At 48.1% G+C, this 21,132-nt stretch carries 22 protein-coding genes; 18 read left to right on the forward strand and 4 right to left on the reverse strand.

Annotation, left to right across the window (positions count from 1 at the left end; all coding sequences use genetic code 11):
* Positions 1–134: 134 nt before the first annotated feature.
* The 3 genes from MHI12_RS08370 (at position 135) to MHI12_RS08380 (ending at position 3,914) form a co-directional block, all read left to right on the forward strand.
* Complete coding sequence (locus MHI12_RS08370; protein WP_405172126.1) at positions 135–2,033, forward strand: hypothetical protein; 1,899 nt, start codon at positions 135–137, stop codon at positions 2,031–2,033.
* 87 nt (positions 2,034–2,120) lie between these two features.
* Positions 2,121–3,137, forward strand: a complete 1,017-nt coding sequence (locus tag MHI12_RS08375) for a formylglycine-generating enzyme family protein (RefSeq protein ID WP_405172127.1) — start codon at positions 2,121–2,123, stop codon at positions 3,135–3,137.
* Between the two features lie 168 nt (positions 3,138–3,305).
* Positions 3,306–3,914: a DUF1349 domain-containing protein gene (locus MHI12_RS08380; RefSeq protein WP_405172128.1), complete on the forward strand. Its 609-nt coding sequence runs from the start codon at positions 3,306–3,308 to the stop codon at positions 3,912–3,914.
* 26 nt (positions 3,915–3,940) lie between these two features.
* Here the strand turns inward: MHI12_RS08380 and MHI12_RS08385 are convergent, their stop codons facing one another.
* On the reverse strand, positions 3,941–5,047 hold the full coding sequence (locus tag MHI12_RS08385; protein WP_405172129.1) for an MFS transporter: 1,107 nt from the start codon (positions 5,045–5,047) through the stop codon (positions 3,941–3,943).
* An 88-nt stretch (positions 5,048–5,135) separates the two neighbouring features.
* Positions 5,136–5,666: a TetR/AcrR family transcriptional regulator gene (locus MHI12_RS08390; protein WP_405172130.1), complete on the reverse strand. Its 531-nt coding sequence runs from the start codon at positions 5,664–5,666 to the stop codon at positions 5,136–5,138.
* A gap of 235 nt (positions 5,667–5,901) precedes the next feature.
* Here MHI12_RS08390 and MHI12_RS08395 point away from each other — a divergent pair, with 235 nt between their 5' ends.
* The 3 genes from MHI12_RS08395 (at position 5,902) to MHI12_RS08405 (ending at position 8,298) form a co-directional block, all read left to right on the forward strand.
* Positions 5,902–6,747, forward strand: coding sequence for an effector binding domain-containing protein (locus MHI12_RS08395; protein ID WP_405172131.1), 846 nt, complete (start codon positions 5,902–5,904; stop codon positions 6,745–6,747).
* Between the two features lie 214 nt (positions 6,748–6,961).
* On the forward strand, positions 6,962–7,513 hold the full coding sequence (locus tag MHI12_RS08400) for a nucleotidyltransferase family protein (protein ID WP_405172132.1): 552 nt from the start codon (positions 6,962–6,964) through the stop codon (positions 7,511–7,513).
* 50 nt (positions 7,514–7,563) lie between these two features.
* Positions 7,564–8,298 (forward strand): YdcF family protein, encoded by a 735-nt coding sequence (locus MHI12_RS08405; RefSeq protein ID WP_405172133.1) that lies wholly within the window; start codon positions 7,564–7,566, stop codon positions 8,296–8,298.
* A gap of 99 nt (positions 8,299–8,397) precedes the next feature.
* Here the strand turns inward: MHI12_RS08405 and MHI12_RS08410 are convergent, their stop codons facing one another.
* Complete coding sequence (locus tag MHI12_RS08410; RefSeq protein WP_405172134.1) at positions 8,398–9,714, reverse strand: M56 family metallopeptidase; 1,317 nt, start codon at positions 9,712–9,714, stop codon at positions 8,398–8,400.
* Between the two features lie 6 nt (positions 9,715–9,720).
* Entirely contained in the window at positions 9,721–10,095 is a 375-nt protein-coding gene (locus MHI12_RS08415; RefSeq protein WP_074094262.1) for a BlaI/MecI/CopY family transcriptional regulator, read from the reverse strand.
* A gap of 167 nt (positions 10,096–10,262) precedes the next feature.
* On the opposite strand from MHI12_RS08415, the gene MHI12_RS08420 reads away from it, so the two are divergent.
* The 12 genes from MHI12_RS08420 (at position 10,263) to MHI12_RS08475 (ending at position 21,101) form a co-directional block, all read left to right on the forward strand.
* Positions 10,263–10,784: a hypothetical protein gene (locus MHI12_RS08420; RefSeq protein ID WP_405172135.1), complete on the forward strand. Its 522-nt coding sequence runs from the start codon at positions 10,263–10,265 to the stop codon at positions 10,782–10,784.
* 117 nt (positions 10,785–10,901) lie between these two features.
* Complete coding sequence (locus tag MHI12_RS08425; RefSeq protein ID WP_405172136.1) at positions 10,902–11,792, forward strand: TIGR01777 family oxidoreductase; 891 nt, start codon at positions 10,902–10,904, stop codon at positions 11,790–11,792.
* A gap of 151 nt (positions 11,793–11,943) precedes the next feature.
* Entirely contained in the window at positions 11,944–12,945 is a 1,002-nt protein-coding gene (locus tag MHI12_RS08430) for a beta-ketoacyl-ACP synthase III (protein ID WP_405172137.1), read from the forward strand.
* A complete protein-coding gene (locus MHI12_RS08435; RefSeq protein ID WP_405172138.1) occupies positions 12,935–14,227 on the forward strand; it encodes an ATP-grasp domain-containing protein in 1,293 nt (430 codons plus the stop codon). Before MHI12_RS08430 ends, MHI12_RS08435 begins: the two co-directional genes overlap by 11 nt.
* Positions 14,224–15,219, forward strand: coding sequence for an NAD-dependent epimerase/dehydratase family protein (locus MHI12_RS08440; RefSeq protein WP_405172139.1), 996 nt, complete (start codon positions 14,224–14,226; stop codon positions 15,217–15,219). Before MHI12_RS08435 ends, MHI12_RS08440 begins: the two co-directional genes overlap by 4 nt.
* Positions 15,213–16,073, forward strand: coding sequence for an MBL fold metallo-hydrolase (locus MHI12_RS08445; RefSeq protein ID WP_405172140.1), 861 nt, complete (start codon positions 15,213–15,215; stop codon positions 16,071–16,073). The genes MHI12_RS08440 and MHI12_RS08445 overlap by 7 nt, the downstream gene beginning before the upstream one ends.
* A complete protein-coding gene (locus MHI12_RS08450; protein ID WP_405172141.1) occupies positions 16,070–17,398 on the forward strand; it encodes a F390 synthetase-related protein in 1,329 nt (442 codons plus the stop codon). The genes MHI12_RS08445 and MHI12_RS08450 overlap by 4 nt, the downstream gene beginning before the upstream one ends.
* A 68-nt stretch (positions 17,399–17,466) precedes the next feature.
* The gene (locus tag MHI12_RS08455) at positions 17,467–18,387 is read left to right on the forward strand and encodes an SDR family oxidoreductase (RefSeq protein ID WP_405172142.1); all 921 of its coding nucleotides are present in this window, start codon (positions 17,467–17,469) and stop codon (positions 18,385–18,387) included.
* A 214-nt stretch (positions 18,388–18,601) separates the two neighbouring features.
* Positions 18,602–19,183, forward strand: a complete 582-nt coding sequence (locus tag MHI12_RS08460; protein ID WP_405172143.1) for a DJ-1/PfpI family protein — start codon at positions 18,602–18,604, stop codon at positions 19,181–19,183.
* On the forward strand, positions 19,180–19,758 hold the full coding sequence (locus tag MHI12_RS08465; protein WP_405172144.1) for a GNAT family N-acetyltransferase: 579 nt from the start codon (positions 19,180–19,182) through the stop codon (positions 19,756–19,758). Before MHI12_RS08460 ends, MHI12_RS08465 begins: the two co-directional genes overlap by 4 nt.
* Complete coding sequence (locus MHI12_RS08470) at positions 19,755–20,639, forward strand: serine/threonine protein kinase (RefSeq protein WP_405172145.1); 885 nt, start codon at positions 19,755–19,757, stop codon at positions 20,637–20,639. The genes MHI12_RS08465 and MHI12_RS08470 overlap by 4 nt, the downstream gene beginning before the upstream one ends.
* Positions 20,640–20,732: 93 nt before the next feature.
* A complete protein-coding gene (locus tag MHI12_RS08475; RefSeq protein ID WP_405172146.1) occupies positions 20,733–21,101 on the forward strand; it encodes a hypothetical protein in 369 nt (122 codons plus the stop codon).
* Positions 21,102–21,132 lie beyond the last annotated feature (31 nt).

The following is a 21,132-nucleotide window of genomic DNA, read 5'->3' on the forward strand; positions in this document are numbered from 1 at the left end:
GGCAACCGGAGGCAAAGCAGTTATTGCTGAACCAGATCAGTCCATCTCATTAGATTGGCTCGTAGGGACAGAGATAACCGGCTTTGCTTTTTTTTGTACGCATATACTAACCAATCGATGGAGGGGAATTGTAAATGAAAACCAAAACGACTGTGGCCAGAGGAACAAAAGTACTATTCACATTGCTGTTAAGTGGAGTTATTGGATGGACAGGCATTGTTTCACCGGGAGGGGGAGTACTTCAGGCAGATGCCGCAGAAGGGTCTGCACCACGTCTGGTTGAAAATCTGGGACGAGGTCTTACTGCCGTATATCTGGGAGAGAACAAGGTATATTTGAACTGGCGTCTGCTTGGGACCGAATCGCAGCAGGTTACATTTGATATCTATCGTAGGACGGGTACAGAAGAGGTGAAGCTGAATGACCAGCCTTTGACGCAGGGAACCAATTATACGGACACGAATGTAGATGTAACCCAGAGCCATACGTATATCGTGAAGTCTTATGTAGACGGTAGATTACAGGATGAGAGTGCTGAGGTTGTATTGGCAGCCAATCCCGAGATCCGCAATTACTTCAGTATTCCATTGCAAAATATAACATCCAATCCGTCGGATTATTTTGTGCAGCATGGCTGGCCTGGGGATCTGGACGGTGATGGGGAATATGAATACGTGGTCACCCGCATTCCGGTGAACGGAGGCAATAAATATGTGGAAGCCTACAGTCTGACCGAAGGTTTCCTGTGGCGGATTGATCTGGGTCCATACAGTGTCACAACGATAGATACATATAATGCGCCGCCTGCTTCTGTCAGTGAATTTGGAGTGGCTGGACTTGGGGGCTGGCGGGACAATGACAATATAACAGTGTTTGATCTGGACAGTGACGGGAAGGCTGAAGTGCTGCTGCGTACCTTTGAAGGGGTAACGTTTGCAGATGGTCAGGTCGTTCCTGCCACAACGGAGCGTGCACAGTATGTGTCTGTCGTGGATGGATGGACCGGAACAGAAGCGGCACGCACAGCGATAACCAATGATTATGCAGCCGATGGTCCCCTCAGTGGGCACTTTGGCATTGCTTATCTGGATGGTGAACATCCAAGCCTGATTACGGCGCTCAAGAATCGTGCGCTCAGCCGCAACTTTCAGTATGTGACGTCAGCCTATGACTATACAGGCGGTGCCCTGACCGAGCGTTGGAGACATGCGGGAGCGGACGGTGAGTTTTTCCACCAGATTCGTATACTGGATCTTGACGGGGATGGGAAGGATGAGGTGTCATTCGGAGGCTGGGCGCTGGATGATAACGGAGAGACCTTATACAGTCTGCCTGGTGTAGTCCATGGCGATCGTTTCCACATTACGGACATTGATCCGGGTCGACCAGGGCTGGAGCAATTCGGGATTCAGCAGGCGGAGAACGGAAACGTCAATCAATTCCCTTGGTTTTATGCCGATGCGGCGACGGGCGAGATCATTCGTACAGGGGAAATTCCGCAGGACGTCGCACGGGGAACACTGGCGGATATTGATCCAACGCACAATGGGCTTGAGATGTGGTCCAGTTCAGGCAATATCTACAATGTGGACGGTGAAGTAATTAGTTCAGTTCAGCCCTCAACCAATTTCAGAATTTGGTGGGATGGTGATGTACTCGGCGAGTTGTTGGATAAGAACTTTGTGGAAAAGTGGGATTGGGAGCAGAACACAACAACACGTCTGTTTACAGCCGATGATGTTCGCGTGAATTCCAGAAATGCTCCTGTGCTCTATGGCGATCTGCTGGGGGATTGGCGAGAGGAAATTCTCTATGAAACGAATGATTTCACAGCATTGCGTCTGTATACAACAACGATACCATCCGATGTCCGCATCTACACGTTGCCGCATAACCCCGCCTACCGCAATGGACTGGCGGTGAAAGGATATATGCAATCCTTGTTGACGGATTATTATCTGGGTGAAGGGATGACAACACCAACCGTTCCGGACATTCTTCCCGTCGTGTACAATGGGGATCATGAGTCTTAAACCAAAGGGAAGGGGATGCTTCAGATGCATGGTCAGATATCCAAAAAGGAAAATTCTTGCTGTTGTTCTGCAAGCCGAAGCGGCAGGATGAAAGTGAAAATTCAATCAGAGGACACGCCAGAATTGACGGCTTCCCGTGAGGTGAGTGTAGCGTCTGACCATGCATCTCCATCTCCACTTTCCGTTGACCGTCTATCGCCTAGTGCGCTGGCGGGAGATGATGGATACATCGCCGGGCGAAACGACAGGGACCGTATATGGATTGAAGGTGGACGTTTCCTTATGGGCACCAATGATCCGGAAGCTTTTGCAAGTGATGGGGAAGGGCCTGTCCGGGAAACCCAGGTGGACTCCTTTTATCTGGATGAATGCACGGTGACCAATGCGCAGTTTGAACAGTTTGTAAGGGAGACAGGTTATCGAACGGAGGCCGAGCGATTCGGTTGGTCCTTTGTTTTTCATCTGTTCGTTTCTTCGCAAACGGCTGCTCATGTTCGTACTGTGGTGCAGCAAACGCCCTGGTGGTGGGTTGTTGAAGGTGCGGACTGGTCTCATCCCGAAGGACCTGACTCTGATGTAAAGGACAGGGCTGACCATCCCGTTATCCATGTCTCCTGGAACGATGCCAATGCGTATTGTGGCTGGGCGGGTAAGCGCCTGCCCTCAGAAGCCGAGTGGGAATATGCAGCCCGAGGTGGATTAATCCAGAAGAAATATCCCTGGGGCGACGTTCTGCGGCCGGATGGACAGCACCAGTGCAATATCTGGCAAGGTACCTTTCCAACTCAAAATAATGCTGCTGATGGTTATGCGGGTACAGCCCCATCCCGATCCTTTCCTGCGAACGGATATGGATTGTACAATATGTCAGGTAATGTATGGGAATGGTGCGCTGACAACTATGTTACGGATCATGAGAAGTCTATAATTACTGAGATTGTTGCTTCTCCCGATGAAGTTCGCAAGGTGTTAAAAGGCGGTTCCTACCTTTGCCACCGTTCCTATTGCAACCGGTACAGAGTGGCAGCACGGATTCCCAATACGCCGGATACATCCACCGGACATATCGGTTTTAGATGTGCATCCGATGTATTGCCGGTATAGCGTGCTATTGATAGGACATACCGAATACGATTATGTATATGAAAGGAATACAAGCGACTCATGTGAGTCGCTTTTTTCCTTTTACTGATCCGAAAGGATAATTCCGTTATTTCACGAATACAACAGAGAACTCAGTGAATTCAAAATCACAGACAAAGGGTGTGCCACATGACGAATCTATTCGAACAATGTTCAGGTCAAACATTATCTGCCAACCTGGGATGGCTGAACGAGCCAACAGATTGGTCCATTGAAGACGGCAAAGTAACGATAACCGTTTCGCCGATCAGTGACTTTTTCATTGATCCGGGAGGTGAGCCGGTGAAAGCTTCAGCTCCATTTTTACATACGATAGTCAAGGGAGATTTCAGCATCACGACTCAAGTACAGGTGGACATGAAAGAACAGTATGACTCCGGCTGCCTGATGGTGAGGGTGGACGATACGAATTGGGCTAAAGTCTGCTTTGAGTATTTTGAAGAACAGCCGTCTATTCTTAGTGTTGTTACTCGTGGTAACTCGGATGATTGTGTATCAGCACCTGTAGACGTTAACAAGCCTTATTTACGTGTAGCCCGGGCAGGCAACAGCTTTGCTTTCCATTATTCTCAAGATGGAGAGAAGTGGAAGCTGGTTCGTTATTTCGGACTCGACTGCCCGGAAGAGATCAAAGTTGGCATTGTGGCCCAATCCCCCATTGGGCAAGGGACCACGGTTACTTTTACTGACGTACAGCTTCAACATGGGGTGACCGGAAGTGTTCGCCGGGTAAAATAACAGCGATCAGAAGGTTGTTCTGTCATTTATTTCACCCGAATTAATAATCCAAACAGGCCGAGTACAGCAAAGGCCAGAAATGCCGTTGTATTGGAAAACACTTCAATCGTGTAACCTGCCATGGATGAGCCGAGGAATTGCCCCACACCCAGCGCGAGAAAGGCAAGGCTGATTCCGATAGACACATTTGGACTGAATAGTCTCGTTGCCCAAACGATAAATACACTGGTCAGGAAAATATACGTGCTGCCAAATATGATCGCAGAGATGAGACTGGCAGTCATGGATGGAAGAAGGATAACCCCGAGCGAAGTAGCCAATAAAAGTATGCCTATTCGGTAGGACCACCCAATCTCGAACCGTTCAATAATGCGACCAGCGCATCCACCGAGTATCCCCATAACCCCCATCACAATCCAGAACAACACGGCTTCCGAATCGGAGGCCCCTTTCTCGTCTGTGAGGAAGTTCCGGGCAAAGGTCCAGTAGATTGCAGAACTGAAACCTGTCAACAGACAAGCCATGAGCAGAGCAGACCCTGGTCTGGTAGGTTTCATACATGTCCAGAGAGATTTGGTACAAGGCAGTGTCTTGGTTGCCGGAATAACACGTCTGTTCCACAAAAGAACCACAACACCAATTACAGCAAACAGGATGTAGGTTAGACGCCAGTAATCCGTGAACAGCCAGTAGAGTGGACCCGATATGACAATCCCGAAGCTGGTTCCGGTGTTAATCCAGCTGTTGCCTCTTGCTTGTAGATCGGGTGCAAGCTCGGCATTAACCGTGTTACCGAGGGCTGGAGAGGCCCAGCCTGTACTCAAACCCGCTAAAAATATACTAAATGTAAGAACCCATGCATTCTGAGCAAGGGCAATGCCGGTTAATCCGAGCACTGCGCTGATTCCTGCCAATTGAATGACATAATGATGTCCCTTGCGATTAATCAACAATGGTGCAGTTAGAAGGGACAGACAGTAGGCAATATACGTTCCTGAGTTAATCGCACCAGAGGCTGCATCATTCAATTGTAAGGCTTCCGAAATTTCCGGCATAAACAGTCCATAACTGAATCGCCCGAATGCATAACATACAGCGATAAGTGCAATGCCTGGAAAGATAATTTTTTTCATTAAATCCACCGCCTTTTAGATAGAACGATCATTATATTTCTTATTAAATAAAAAAGTGAGTTGAACTACTAACTCACCCGGAATCGCATTACTTGAAACTGGTCTGCGTCATATGGATCAGTTCGCGGCAGACGTCATTTACATTTTCTGTCTCGGCCAATGCAGTAGAACCCTCCAGGAGCAGGGAGAATTGCAATAGATCTCGATCACTTGCAGCAGGCGCCAATGTTTGAATTAACGTTCGCATATGTCTTTTGTGCGCATTCACTGTCTGCACGATGATATGATCTGCATGACCTCCGAATTCTTCTTTGGCGCGTAAAAATAAGCAACCTCTTGATTCGTGCTCTTTCAGCCAGGCTGCATGTCCTTTAGCCAGATTGAGGAACATGGGTTGTGCTTTATTGTCTGCATATTGCCGGAGTTGTTCTAAATAACGCTGTTCGCGTCGCAAGAGTACCTGGACAATGAGATCATCCTTGGACTCAAAATGATTATATAACGTCATGATGGCAATCCCGGCATCCGTGATAATCCGCTTCAAACCGATGGAATGGAAGCCGTGAAGGTAGAACAATTCTTCCGCCACGTTCAAAAGCATTTCCTTTTTGCTGCTCATGATCAGTGATACTCTCCCTTCAAAATAAGATAGAACGATCATTATACTTGTAGGCTATATTATATCGTTAACATTGTCAAATTATGTGACTTCCCTTGCCTCTGGTTAGTTCAAAGCCTGGGCAGGGCGTTATATGAACAACGTCTTTGCACATTAACCGGACGTATGAGAGCACAATATGACAGGTTTTTGGGTGGTTTATCCGTTATATTAGACATCAAGGAGTGATTATTACATGAACTGGATCAACGCATTACAGGTCGCTATTCAATATATGGAAGACCACTTGCTCGAAAATATGACGATGGAGCAGATTGCAGCGCAGGCTCATATCTCTCCTTTTCATTTTCAACGTACCTTTGCCTTATTAACTGATGTTACTGTAGCCGAGTACATAAAACGCAGACGATTGACACTGGCGGCACATGAGCTGCTTCAAAGTGATCACAAAATCATTGATCTGGCGTTTAAATACGGTTACGACACACCGGAATCTTTCTCCAAAGCATTTCGTAGACAACATGGGATCGCACCCAGTGAGGCTCGAAAGAATAGTAACGCTGTCCAATCGTATAATCGTCTGGTGATTCAAGTGAGTCTAAAAGGAGCAGAGCCGATGAAATATAAAATTGTTGAACATCCTGAATTTACGTTGGTCGGAGTAGAGCAAACTTTCTCATATGCAGATGGAGAACATCTGCAAGGCATCGGGAAGATGTGGCAGGAAGCGTGGACGAGCGGTACAGAGGATCGTTTATTTGAACTGAACAATGGGGTTATTCCAGGTTTACTCGGTGTCGTTGTCGATCAGAGTGAAATCCAGGAGAAACAGATGCAATACTGGATTGCTACGACTTACGATGGTGAAGTACCTGAAGGATTATCAAGCTTCACCATGCCTGCTTCCAAATGGAGTGTATTTGAGGTAGAAGGCCCGATGCCGGAGAGTATGCAGCTTCTGTGGAAACGGATTATTTCGGAATGGTTTCCATCCAACCCGTATGAGCACGCATATATGCCGGAGCTGGAAGTATACCCGGGCCCCAATCAATCGCCACAAATCTGGATACCGATTAAATAAATTTTAACCGTTTCAAACTCGATCATTGTAGCCCATAAACATTCGGATAACCGAAGCTGTTTATGGGTTATTTGGTTGTGATTAATCAGAGATTCGAAGTTGTACAGAGGATGTTCAAGCGTTGTTCATTTTATTGCAGCCAGGTAAACATGATATATTGGAATGAAGGTTAACAGCTATAAGAGGACAATGAGGCGAACCGCAGGAGGCAGATATGTTATATGAGGACCCATTCATTCAGACGATCATCAAATACGAGCAATTAATGCACGACCTGCGGAGAGTTCGTAGTCTCCATTTGCCTCAATGTTACATAGGTGCAGGATATATTCGTAATTATATTTGGGATGTTCTGCATGGATATGATCTTCGTGAACTTCACAGCGATATTGATGTTGTCTATTATGATGCACAAGACTTGCGTGAGGAGCGAGACATACAGCTCGAACAACAGCTTCGTGAGGAGACGGGCAGTTCGAAGTGGTCGGTCAAAAATCAGGCGAGAATGCCTCTGCGCAATGGCACAGTTCCTTATCATTCTAGTGAAGATGCTCTTCGCTATTGGCCAGAAGTTGTGACTGCTATAGGCGTACAGTTGGATGAAGAGGATCGGGTGAACATCTGTGCTCCGCATGGTTTGCATGATCTGTATCATCTTATAGTCCGCAAAAGTCCATTCTTCACGGATGCTGACTATTATAATCAGAGAGTACAGAAGAAGCGCTGGCAGGAACAATGGCCGAAACTAACGATAATAACATCTTGAATAATAAGTAATTTGCGGAATAGTGGGTACAAGAAGGAGTGTCTACGGATTTGAAGAAAAAGTTCTTACAAAAAAATGGACTGATCATTGATCTTGTCCTGTTGGCATGTTTTGTGGCATTTCTGATCTTCTGGGGCCAAAGATTCCCAGTCATGTTATTCGGAATGATCACGGTGGCTTTTATTGTTCTAAGACGAATTGACTATCAGAAGCATGTTATTCTGAAACGGATTATCCTTACCGGATTTGGCGTGGTTGCCGTCTCTTTTGTTATTATCGAAGCACTTGTATTCACACAGCTTGGTGCGAATGATCCGGAAGAAGCGGACTATGTCATTATTCTGGGTTCAGGCATCCGTGGAACGGAATTGTCATTGACCCTAAAACAAAGGTTGGATGCCAGTCTGGACTATATTCGCAGTCACCCTCAGACACCCGTCATTGTATCAGGTGGGCAGGGACCTGGAGAATCGATTCCTGAAGCGCTCGCCATGAAAAACTATCTGATTGAACAGGGGATTAACCCTTCCCAAGTCATTATGGAAGATCGCTCCACAAGCACACAGGAGAATTTGGCCTTTTCCAAAAAAATCATTCTTGAATCCGGGTTAGAGCACCCTGAGATCATGATCGTCACCAGTGACTATCACATGTTTCGCTCCAAGTATATCGCTGCCAAGAACGGTTATGCGGCAGAATACGGCATATCGGCCCCATCACCGGGATATTTGAAACCCGTCAACATGATCCGTGAATATTTTGCTACGATTAAAACATTTATCTGATGCACATGACAGAAAAACGGAAACAGGACGAAGCGGAGATCTATGATCTATGCTTCGTCCTGTTTGCATATAAGGATGCTATTGATCCTTAACGATAGGTTATTTTTCTGAAGGAACAGGTACAGCTTCGGTGACCTGGGCCTCGGAAGGGACGGCTACGATTTCAGGAGAATTACCCGTAAAAGGAACAGTGGCTGCTTCTACAACTTTAGCCTCAGAAGGTTTAGTAGTAGAAGGTACAGTAGCAGACGGAACTGGCATAGCTTCGGAAACTTCATCCTCAGGGAGAGCCACGATTTCAGGAGTTTCGGAAGTGGAAGGAGCAGTTACAGCTTCGGAAATTCCGACCTTGTTGGGAGAAGCTACGATTTCAGAAGATCCATCCGTAGAAGGAACAGGCACAGCTTCAGTAGCATTGGCCTCTACTTTAACTGTGTGGTTTGATGCCCATACGGCGGTGGACGTACTTACGCCTGTAATAAGCAGGAGTGCTCCCATACTTAACATCCAATGTTTCTTTTTTAGTTTTTTTACATTAAACATAATCATCAATCTCCTTTTTAATTGTTTGCCTTCACCGGATAGGGACGAACAAAATTGAGCAGGCATTTTCTTGGTTCCCGCCATCACATTTAAAATTGTCTCACCATATCTTCTTCGTTCTTCGTGGGACATCTCTTTCACCACATCTTCATCACAGGCCAACTCGCTCCAGGTATGAATGTCCCGGCGAATCATATGAATCAGGGGATTGAACCAGTGCAGGGCACTAACCCCCAAGGTCAAAGCTTTGACCCACAGATCGTTATGTTTTAGATGTACCAACTCATGATGAATTACCATGCTGATGTCCATTTCCACCGTATTTTCGGGTGGCAGATATATCGTGGGTTTAAACAAGCCAACCAGTATAGGGCTTCGTACTAGCGTGCTGTGAGCAAGCGTGATATTGCCTTTGAGACCCAAAGCCTCTTTAATTAATGGTAGCTGTATAGCTGCTTCACTATGACAGAGGACTGGGGTACGTGTACGAGATAATTCATTCAAAAATCTTCGATAACAGTACACCTGCCATGCAGAAAAACCAATGACTCCAATGCCCCATACGCATAACAAGAACCAGGCTGTGGTTACCGAAATGGTTTGTTCCGGGATAAACGTTCCTGCAAGTACGCCCGAAGCTGCATTCTCCGTACCCGGTATAGTTGATGTCGTTTGGAACGCAATATCCAAAAGCCATGAAAGGCCAAGAGATACCGGGAACAGATAAAACAAGATAGCCAGTTTACCGAGTCTGTAGAGCCACTTGGTCGGAAAAACAGATACGGGTATAAGTCGTAGTGCCAAAATACAAACAGAAACGATACTTCCCGCCACGGTCAGGCTGCACAGAATTTCAAAAAAGATGTTCATCATCTGCACCTACTTTTCCGAAAGCCATTTTTTCAGTTCTGAAATGTCATCGTCTGAAAGCTTGTCGCCATCATACATGGCCGAAACCAAATTTTTAACTGAACCTTGGTAGAGTCCATCAATAACGTGCTGCGTTTCCTGTAGTTTGTAATCTTCGGGCTGTAGAAGAGGTACATAATCATTGGTTCGTCCACGTCTCGTGACGGTAAGTGCGCCTTTATCCACCAACCGTGATAGAAAGGTAGACATGGTCTGCGCTTTCCACGCTTTCCCCTTCTCAGCGAATATGTCTAATAGTTCTGTCGAGGTGACCGGTGGGGCGCATGACCATATAACAACCATTAACTCCATTTCTGTTTCGGATAATTTTTGAATCTGGTTCACAGTGAACACTCCTTAACATCGTTATGCGTCCATAACGATCGTATTACTACACTACGTAGTACGTATAAACTACTACAACTTGTAGTGGATAGTCAAGTTATCCTGATAGATGATTGCCAAACCATGTTATAATATAGGTCATTAATAGAAGAACGATGTAGGAGTGAATGATCATTACAGCATATCAATTACCTGCTCTCTATGAGCAGAAGCGAGTTTCAATGCACGAGATGGAAGAGATTGTACGCCTGTTAGCCCAGGCACCGCTATTATACGATGATGGACAGAGCATTCAGGTTCAGGATTACATGGGAGGCTTGGAGGTCGAACTTGAGCATGCGGTACGCCGTGCAGTGACCGAGTTGTATGAACTGGCTGTTCAGGCCTGCCGCGCCTTCGCTGATCCATTGGCGTACGAGCAACTTCAGGATGCGCTTGGGTTACAGGCTGAGTTATGGCAGGAGGAAGTGCTTACTATTGCGAAGTGGATGGACTGGCTGAAGCAGATCAGTGAAGGAAAGAAAACACTGCCAGAGTACAACTTTACAGCGATGCTTGGGAACTTGCCGGAAGGATTCATGATCCATGATTTTTATGATGAACTCCGATATCAGCTGGAACAAAACCCTGCAAACGAATGGGCTCTCAAAGAGCGGGATCGCTTGTACGCAGCCCTGGGTGCGAATTAAATCAAACCAACGGGTCACCAGCGGTGTTTAATCTAATATCTGCATTTTGCACGCATAGAAACATTCAGATCTATATCTTGCGAGTTCTTTACCCAGTATGGGAAATGAGGGGATACCGTGAAGAAGGTTGTATTAGCTGGTGGAACGGGATTTGTCGGACAGGATTTTGCCCAAAGATTCAAGAAACTGGGTTATGAGGTATTGATCATTTCGCGTCAGCCCGGTCATATTGCCTGGGAGGATCGTGCAGGAATTATAGGGGCACTGGAAGAAGCAGAAATGTTGATTAACCTGGCAGGTAAATCGGTGAACTGCCGTTATACGGATGAGAATCGCAAAGTCATTCTGGAATCCAGAACCCGTACTACGCGTATTCTCGGCGAAGCCGTCCTGGCTTGTAATCATCCTCCCGAACTATGGATTAATTCGAGTACAGCGACCATATACAGACATGCTGAAGATCGTCCCATGACGGAAAAAGAGGGCGAGATTGGCTCCGGATTCTCGGTCGAAGTTGCCAAGGCATGGGAACAGGCTTTCTTTGAATTCAGTCTGCCATCTACGCGTCAGATTGCACTGCGAATTGCGATTGTGCTGGGCGAGGGTGGCGTGATGGTGCCCATGACAAATCTGGTTCGTTTTGGACTGGGAGGATCGCAAGGCGCAGGAACACAGCAGTTTAGCTGGATTCATATCGAGGATCTCTTCCGCATGGTAATCTATCTGCAAGAGCATCCACACTTGAATGGTGTGTTCAATGCGTCCTCTCCGCATCCGGTGACGAATCGCGAGCTAATGGCGCGTCTAAGAGAACAGATGGGTGTTCGGATCGGCCTGCCTTCTCCTCGCTGGATGCTTGAACTTGGCGCACGTTTTATTAAGACCGAAACAGAGCTTGTCCTCAAAAGTCGTTGGGTAATTCCTGAGCGACTGGAGAGGGAAGGATTCACTTTCACATACGGTACGCTAGATGCCGCTCTTGCCGAGATTTTGAATAAGAAGAAATGACACTTCATAACAAAAGAAAACACAACAGGAAGGGCAGAGGCATCTGCCCTTTTGTTATATATTTTAAGGTTTACTTCATGGTGTTTCGCCATTGGAGGTGGAGTGTAAATTTCATATTAATCAGTCAGATGAACAGAAAGAGGTTGGGGAAATGCAACTTAGAAGAGTAAGGATCGCAGGAACAGGGAAGTACCTGCCTGAACAGGAAGTCACCGATGAGGAACTGGATCGCCGCTTGGACGTGCCTGCGGGCTGGGTCAGCAAAGCCACAGGTGTAGGTGTACGCCATTATGCTTCGGGTGAAGAAACCTCCTCTTTCATGGGCGCACGGGCTGCGGAAGTTGCACTGGCGGATGCAGGATTACAATTCAGTGATATCGACTGTCTGGTGTGTACCAGTGGCACGAAGGAACAACCGTTGCCAAGTACGGCGGTATTTATCCAGCAGGCCATGGGGCAGCAAGATTCTGGCGTACCTGCTTTTGATATGGATGCAACCTGCCTGAGTTTCCTGAACGGACTCGATGTGATCTCCTATATGGTAGATGCCGGACGTTACCGGCGAGTACTGCTCGTAGCCACGGAGATTGCCTCCGCCGGATTGAATTGGTCTGATAAAGAAAGTGCGGCGCTGTTCGGAGATGGAGCGGCCGCCGTTATTATTGAACGTACGCCTGAGGGATCATCGTCGCAGATCGTCCATGCTTCACTTCAAACCTACAGCCGAGGTGCTCGCTTCTCGGAGATTGCCGGTGGAGGTACACGGATGCATGCTTCAAATTACAAGGAAGATCAGCCTGAACCCTACCTATTTCATATGGATGGACAGGCCATCTTCCGCATGGCTTCCAGACTTCTGCCCGGATTCATTGGTGATATGTTGCAGGCGACCGGGAATCGAATGGAGGATTTCCAATTGGTCATTCCCCATCAGGGAAGTGCGATGGCGATGAGACTGATTCGCAAGAAGCTTGGCATTGCTGAAGATCGGTTTATGGACATCACACGAAATCACGGCAATACAATTGCGGCATCGATCCCGATGGGTCTGCATGAAGCGATTAAACAACAGCGTATTCAGCGTGGAGATCGGGTGTTGATGATTGGCACGGCTGCCGGATTATCATTGGGAGGACTCATTTTTGACTACTAGATCTGGGGAAACCGGACATCGTACATCTGCTTCTCTCCGTGTGTTGCTTACAGGCGGAAGGGCCCCCGTAACGCTCGATCTGGCACGCATGCTTCATCGGGCAGGCCATCGGGTCTATGTTGCGGAGAGTGCCGTACGGCATCTGACCAAATCATCCAGTGCAGTGGAACAGTGTGCTGTGGTCCCATCACCACGTCATGACACACGTGCGTATCTGGCGGAGCTGGAACGGTTGGTTCAGAAGTGGCAGATTGACCTGTTGATTCCGATGTGTGAAGAAGTCTTCTATGTTGCTCAAGGGGCAGACAGACTGCGTGCATATTGTCGTGTCCTGGTTTCAACTCTGGAGCAACTGCATGAGCTGCATCATAAATATGATTTTATCCAGCTTGCAGGGTCACTCGGTCTTTCGGTTCCGGATACACGCCTGATCCACAGTCGGCAGGAATGGATGGAAGCTCAGTCTGTTCTAGGAAAAGAAGGAGATTGGGTGTGGAAACCGGTGTATTCCCGCTTCGCAGCCAAAGTTCGCATGCCAACACTCATGCCCGATGACGCTGGGGCAGGGACGGATCAGGAAGGAAACGTAAGCGAAAAGAAACGTCGACATTTACGTAACGATCCTCCGGATGAAGGGGAATTATCCTCTATTTCACCTTGGGTTGCACAGGCATTCATTCCTGGTCAGATGTTATGTACATACAGCATAGCGCATGAAGGGCAACTGGTTGCGCATGCCACTTATGACAGCCGCTATCGTACAGGTAGCGTGGGAGCCAGTGTTTTTTTTGAACAGGTGGAACATAAAGATGCCCTTGCGTGGGTGAGACAATTTGCCCAGGCAACGGGTTTTAGCGGACAGATTGGGTTTGATTTTATAGAAGGTCCGGATGGGCAAGTATACGCAATTGAGTGTAATCCGAGGGCAACGAGTGGGATTCATCTGTTTCACCCCGGAGATGACTTGGTGCGTGCACTAACTGAACCGGAGACGTTGGTCAAAGAAAGAAGAATGATCACGCCCGCACGGGGCAGCAAAGCCATGCTCATGCTCCCCATGCTGGGAAGCGGAGTACAGCAGATCTTTGGCAAAGGGAAACTCCGTGCATGGATAGCTGCGTGGCGTGGAGCCAGGGATGTGGTCTATGGAGGGCAGGATATCCAGCCTGTATTTGAACAATTCGCAGTGGTGCTAGCCGCCTGGCGTCTGTCAAGATCGCAGAAGTGCTCGCTGACTGAAGCTTTGACTCATGACATAGAATGGAACGGTGAACAACAATGAATAGAGCATTGGTTACAGGAGCTACGGGATGTCTGGGCAGGCATCTCGCGATACGACTTGCAAAAGAGGGATGGGAAGTCACTGGCATGGGCCGACAGCCAAAGGTTGGTGCAGAACTTGAGTTGGCAGGAATCCGATTCTTGAGTGGAGATATACGAGATGAGGCAGCAGTAAACGAAGCGTGTGCGGGGCAGGATGTGGTGTTTCACTGTGCGGCACTATCCTCGCCATGGGGCCGATATCGTGACTTTTATAGCAGTAATGTAGAAGGCACACAAAACCTCATTGATGGCTGCCTGCATAATGAGGTGCAGCGATTCATACATGTCTCAACTCCGAGTATATATTTTAACTACAACCCGCGATATAACGTACATGAGAATGATCCGTTGCCATCCAAACCAGCCAATCATTATGCAGCCACAAAGCTTCTCGCTGAGCAGGTTGTGATGGAGGAGCATGCGAAGGGACTTCCGTCGATCATGATTCGACCGCGAGCGATCTTTGGTCCGTATGATCAGACGTTATTTCCCAGAATTGTCGCAGCAAACGCAAAATCGGGCGTGCCCATGATCGGTGGTGGACAGGCATTGATCGATCTGACCTGTGTGGATAATGTGGTGGACGCCTTGTTGTTATGCCGTGATGTTGATGCCGCAGCACTCGGCAGAGCTTACAATATCTCCAATGGCGATCCAAGGGCGTTTAATGAGTTGGTAAGCAGTTTGTTTGGTATGTTGGATATGCCGCTGCGTCGTCGAAATATTCCTTATCGGACGGCCTATGGTGTGGCAGCGTTGCTGGAGCGAGTTCATGGCTATATTCCTGCGTTGGGTGAACCTGCGTTAACACGGTATACAGTCGGCTCCTTATCCATCCCACAGACGTTGGATATTACGGATGCACGGGAGCAATTGGGGTACGTCCCTCGGGTGTCCATTGAAGAGGGATTGCAACAATTTGCAGACTGGTGGAGGGCTGAGTCATGCTGACAACAACTCCGGTGAAGCTATATTTGGGTGCGGCGGGTTACTGTACACATCCAGAGTTTCTGACGCTGCGCGGTGGTCGGTTGAGCCCAGTACCTTTCCCGGCAGGATTTGCCTGCATCATTCATCCCATACATGGACCGATCCTGTTGGATACGGGATACAGCTCCCGCTTTTTTAAGGAAACGGCTCATCTGCCCAACGCACTGTATCGTCATATTACACCTGTGGTTTATCGTGAAGAGGATAGTGCCCTTCATTTTTTGGCTGGGCTTGGACTGAAAGCTTCCGATATTCGGTATATCATCCTCTCGCATTTTCACGGCGATCACATCGCGGGTGTACGAGATTTCCCGGAGGCTCAATTCATCTATCTGCCCAGAGCTTATGATGCTGTGCGCTCACTCGGTCCGATTGCGGCTGTAAAGGCAGGCTTTCTTGCCGGGCTGTTGCCCGAGGATTTTACGGCCAGATCATGGCCTGTTACGTGTCAGCCTGAGCGGTTGACGAGAATAGGGGAAGGATTCCCTTTTGATGAGGTCTACGATATCTTTGGCGATGGCAGTGTGCTGGGGGTGGATGTATCCGGGCATGCGGAAGGCATGATGGGGCTCCTGCTGCGTACGGAAGAACACGACTATTTCCTGTGCGCGGACGCGGTGTGGTCGAGTCGGGCTTTTCGTGAACAGCGCAGACCTCATGCGCTCGCGGGTATTATTATGTCGAATCGACAGGAATACCACCTTAACTTTGACCGACTGGTTCAGCTGCATCAGCAGTTTCCTCACATTCGGATTGTGCCGAGTCATTGTCGAGATGTACTGGACGCTTGGGGTACGGGAGGGCTGAAACGATGAGCAATACCCTTCGTATTGTGGTTCATTATGCGCTTGCACGTGGGCTGCGAACATGGAAAACGCGAGAACAACTGGAGCGCTGGCAAGAGCGCCGGGTTATTCGTCATGTTCATCAGATCCGTGCCCGCTCTCCGTTTTACCGGAAGTGGTGGGGTAGCTTGAACACATCCGACTGGAGAAGATTTCCTTTGATTGATAAATCAATCATGATGCAGCATTTCGATACACTGAACACGGTGGGCATCACCAAGGACGAAGCTCTGGCTCTTGCAGGTGAAAGTGAAGAAACGCGTGATTTCAAACCTTCCATTCAAGGTGTGACGGTTGGACTGTCTTCGGGCACGTCAGGGAACCGGGGGATATTTTTGGTGAGTGATCGGGAGCAGGATGCGTGGACGGGCACAGTGCTGGCCAAGTTGCTGCCTGGTGGACTGTGGAAACCTGCAAAGATTGCGTTTTTCCTGCGGGCCAACAGTAATCTGTATGAATCGGTGCAACGTGGCAAATTGCAGTTTCAGTATTTTGATCTGCTGGAGCGTGTGGAGACCTTGGTGAATCGGCTGGAAACCTACCAACCTACCGTGTGGGTGGCTCCTCCATCCATGCTGCGTCTGTTGGCGGATGCCTATGTGGCAGGCGATCTGACCGCTGTACCGGATAAAATCATCTCGGTTGCCGAGGTGCTGGACCCCCTGGATCGCAAGGTGCTGGAGCAGGTCTTCGGACAGACCGTTCATCAAGTCTATCAGTGTACGGAAGGATTTCTGGGTGCGACCTGTCGTTATGGCACACTGCATTTGAATGAAGATATCGTGCACATTGAAAAAGAATTCATTGATCCCGCCACCCGGCGGTTCGTGCCCATTATCACAGACTTCTCCAGAACATCACAGCCGATTATCCGGTATCGGCTGAATGATATTCTGACCGAGGCGGCTATACCATGTGCCTGTGGTTCCCCGTTTACCGCCATTGAGCGGATCGAAGGCCGCTGTGATGACACGCTTTATTTTTCAAACATACATACGGGTGAGGCAGTACCGGTCTTTCCGGATTTCGTCACTCGTTCGGTCATTGCGGCTTCACCAGATATTGAACATTATCGTGTGGTGCAACAAGGAGACGGAACAATGGAAGTATCTCTTCGGCTTGGGGGGAGCGCAGTGCTGGAGCAGGTCGAGACGGATGTACGGAGTGAGCTGATGAAGCTGGGAGAGCGTCTGGAATGCACCTTACCTGAGATCAGATTTGTTCCGTATACGTTCGAACCGGGAATCACGAAGCTGCGCAGGGTGCAGAGAAAAGATAACGGAGTGGCGGATTAAGCAGCAGGGGCCGTGCGGTATAGGTAGGAACGGAAGTAAGTAATTTACCGAGGAAAGAAGGACACACCGTGACAGCTGATGAACACTTAACAGAGGACGAGCAAGGACGAATTAATACTGGTCTTGATTCAGTGAGTAAGACAAAGGAGAGAGATAACGCTCCGGTGGCCTTAATTACAGGTACCTCCAGTGGTTTTGGTATGCTCACCGCAATCACCCTTGCCAAGCAGGGGTATCGCGTTGTTGCTACAATGCGTGATCTGAGTCGAAGAGAAGAATTGGTGAAACTGGCTGAACAGGCGGGGGTAGCTAAACGTTTGCAATATGTGCAACTGGACGTGACCGATGCTGAATCGGTGCAAAAAGCTGTGGGGTCCGTACTTCTTAATAATGGCCGAATCGACATGCTGGTGAACAATGCGGGATTTGCGGTTGGCGGGTTCATTGAGGAAGTATCGATGGAGGATTGGCGGCGCCAGATGGAAACGAATCTATTTGGATTAATCGCCGTGACACGTGCGGTCCTGCCTGTGATGCGTGAACAGAAGCAGGGGCTGATTATTAACTTGTCCAGCGTTAGCGGGTTATCCGGTTTTCCAGGGTATGCGCCTTATGCTGCCTCCAAATTCGCTGTGGAGGGATTCGCCGAAAGTCTGCGGCATGAGATGTCTTCGTTTGGCGTTCGTGTGGTATTGGTTGAACCAGGTGCTTATCGCACGCCGATCTGGAATAAAGGTTTGGGTGAGATTCACCGGAGCGAGAACTCCCCATATAAGCATAAGCTGGATGCGGTTCTTCGTTATTCCAAACATGCGAGCGAGACGGCACCTGATCCACAGGAAGTGGCAGATCTGATTGGCCGAATTGCGCGGATGCGTGCACCAAGACTTCGATATGCGCTCGGAAAAGGTTCGCGTGTGCTCATCATAGGTAAAGCACTGCTACCGTGGAAGTGGCTGGAGCGGATTATCGCCCGTGGTTTAAAATAGAGATTAGGCAGGAGCCAAAATTGTACAGTTTGCGAATGGGAGGGGTTAGCCATATTCGAATTTATCGTCATTATTTTACTTCTTGCGATTGTGGGTCTGCTCTTTCATATCAATAGCAAGCTGCCAGCGCGTGACCGGGTGAAGGAAGCGATGGAACGGGATCGGAATCAGAAACATAATCAGGATGCTCCAAATTAAAACGCGGAGGTTACCAATGAAAATTGCATTCGTTTTGTTTGATGGACTGACTTTCCTTGATTTTGCAGGGTTTTATGATGTAATCAATCGGTTGAATTTCTTTGAACAAACAAAAGGAACGACGTGGGAAACCTGTGCCATGACAGATCAGGTTACGGATGAGTCTGGTTTAACGATGAAGGTGGATCGAGTGAAACCTGACCTATCGGAATATGATCTCGTGTTTATCCCCGGAGGCATGGGAACGCGTAAGCTTCGATACGACGAGGCCTTTGTAGGTTGGCTGAAACAGGCTGAGTCTGTGCCCATGAAGGTTTCGGTGTGCACAGGCTCTCTGCTGCTGGGTGCGGCTGGTTTTTTATCCGGCAAAAAAGCAACAACACATCCCTATGCATATGATTTGCTTCAGCCGTATGTCGATGAGGTGATTCAGAAGCGGATCGTAAAAGATGGAAATGTCATCACGGCTGGTGGAGTAGCCACGTCCATTGACCTGGGGATTTATGTTGTTGGGTTGCTTGCAGGACAGGAAGCGGCAGCGAATGTAAAACTTCAGATCGATTATCCTTATGAAATGCAGGGAGTGGTCGAAGAATGAACGAAGGCCGAAAGCAAGAGACCTATACCATTCGCAATATTCAGCGGGATGAAGCAGACATCTACTGGCCTTTGCGACTGGAAGCACTGAAAACACATCCTGAAGCCTTCGGGGCTTCGTTTGAATTGTCCATTCAGATCCCTATGAATGAAGTGCAGGAACGCATACATAATGAGCCCGATGATTATATTTTGGGGGCATATACAACAGAAGGAACACTGGCGGGAATGATGGGTTTCAAAAGGGAACACGGCCTAAAGCTCAGGCACAAAGGCATGATCTGGGGCGTCTATGTAGCTCCGCCATATCGGGGAAGTGGGCTGGCTTCGCGCTTGCTCCGTGAGGTGCTGGATCGGGGAAGACATCTGGAAGGTATCAAGCAGATTAATCTGAGTGTAGTGACAACCAATGAATCAGCCCGACGTTTATACGAACGATATGGATTTGAAGTTTATGGCATCGAGCGTAACGCATTGGAAGTCTATGGTCAGGGATATGATGAGGCGCATATGAATTACTTTTATACGGAGCATTCAACTTGGAATGAAGATATCAGCACAGGAGGAGTCCGATGACAGATCATGTTGAACATGAGATCGACGGTGTTTCCTTTGTCTTAAAAGAGTCTCATTCTTTCGATTGGTTACAGCCCTTGGGTAGGGTTTTTCGCGTATTCGATCAGCAGGATTCAGGGAATCTCTCCTTCGGTATTGTGCAAAGGGATGGAAAGAGATTGTTTGTAAAGTATGCGGGAGCACATACAATTCATGCGAATCATACGGGAAGTCCCCCGGAAGCCATTCGTAATCTGAAATCATCTGTTTCCGTTTACGGAGATTTGACGCATGACACGTTGATTCGACTAACGGATCATTTTGCAACGGATGAGGGGTATGCCTGTGTATTCGATTGGGTGGAGGGGGAGAATCTTCATAATCACTGGAAATTTCCGCCTCCGGCTAAGTATGAAGATCCCCGTTCGCCCTATTATCGGTTCAGACAGCTTCCGGTGAAGACACGTATTCAGGCGATGGAGCAGATTCTGGATTTTCATATCGAGGTGGAACGAAGAGGTTATGTGGCTGTTGATTTGTATGATGGCAGTCTGATCTATGATTTTGACAGAAACTTTATGAAAATTTGTGATATCGACTTGTATCGGAAGGGCTCTTTTACCAATACCATGGGGCGTATGTGGGGATCTTCCCGCTTTATGTCTCCCGAAGAGTTTGAGCTAGGCGCACCCATAGATACGGTTACCAATGTATTCAACATGGGGGCAACGGCTTTTGCGTTGCTTGGCGGGGAGAAAGATCGTTCCTATGAGAGATGGGATGCCGGAGAAGCATTGTATCAGGTTGTGATACGTGCAGTCAGCGCCGATCGGTCCCAGCGGTATGCAACGATTTCGAAACTTGGTGAGGCTTGGAAACAAGCAACCATGCAAGGTAAATGAGTGGATCGGTGTAATTTTCGCAAATATGCAAAATCCATTCGTATGTGCGTGTGAAATCCCGTATAATGGAAATTATTAAGGGGGGTGCAGACGATGTGCAGATATGCTATGTCAGGACCATATAAAGACATCTATGCATGTTTCAATTGTCGCAAATCATTTAAACAAGTTTCCAGACATGACCTAAGCCCTGAGGTGGTGGCACAACTTGAATATAAATGCCCGCAATGTGCCACGTCTATGGTTAGCATGGGACAGGATTTCCAGGCACCCAAGCAAAATGATACCAAACAATGGACCAAAGTGATGATGTTGTATCGTCATGGTTATACCTATCATAATTGCGGGTGCGGGGCTGGATATCGCCCGGCTGATTTACGTGAATTATCCGATTTTCTGGAGCAGCAGGAAGCTGGTAAAGGCAGTGAAGGCAAACGATTATTGCAAAGGTTAACTTCATAGTTATGGTTCCAGAATCCAACCTGTCGTCTAT

The organism is Paenibacillus sp. FSL H8-0280, assembly GCF_045040665.1.
Lineage (GTDB): Bacteria > Bacillota > Bacilli > Paenibacillales > Paenibacillaceae > Paenibacillus > Paenibacillus xylanexedens_A.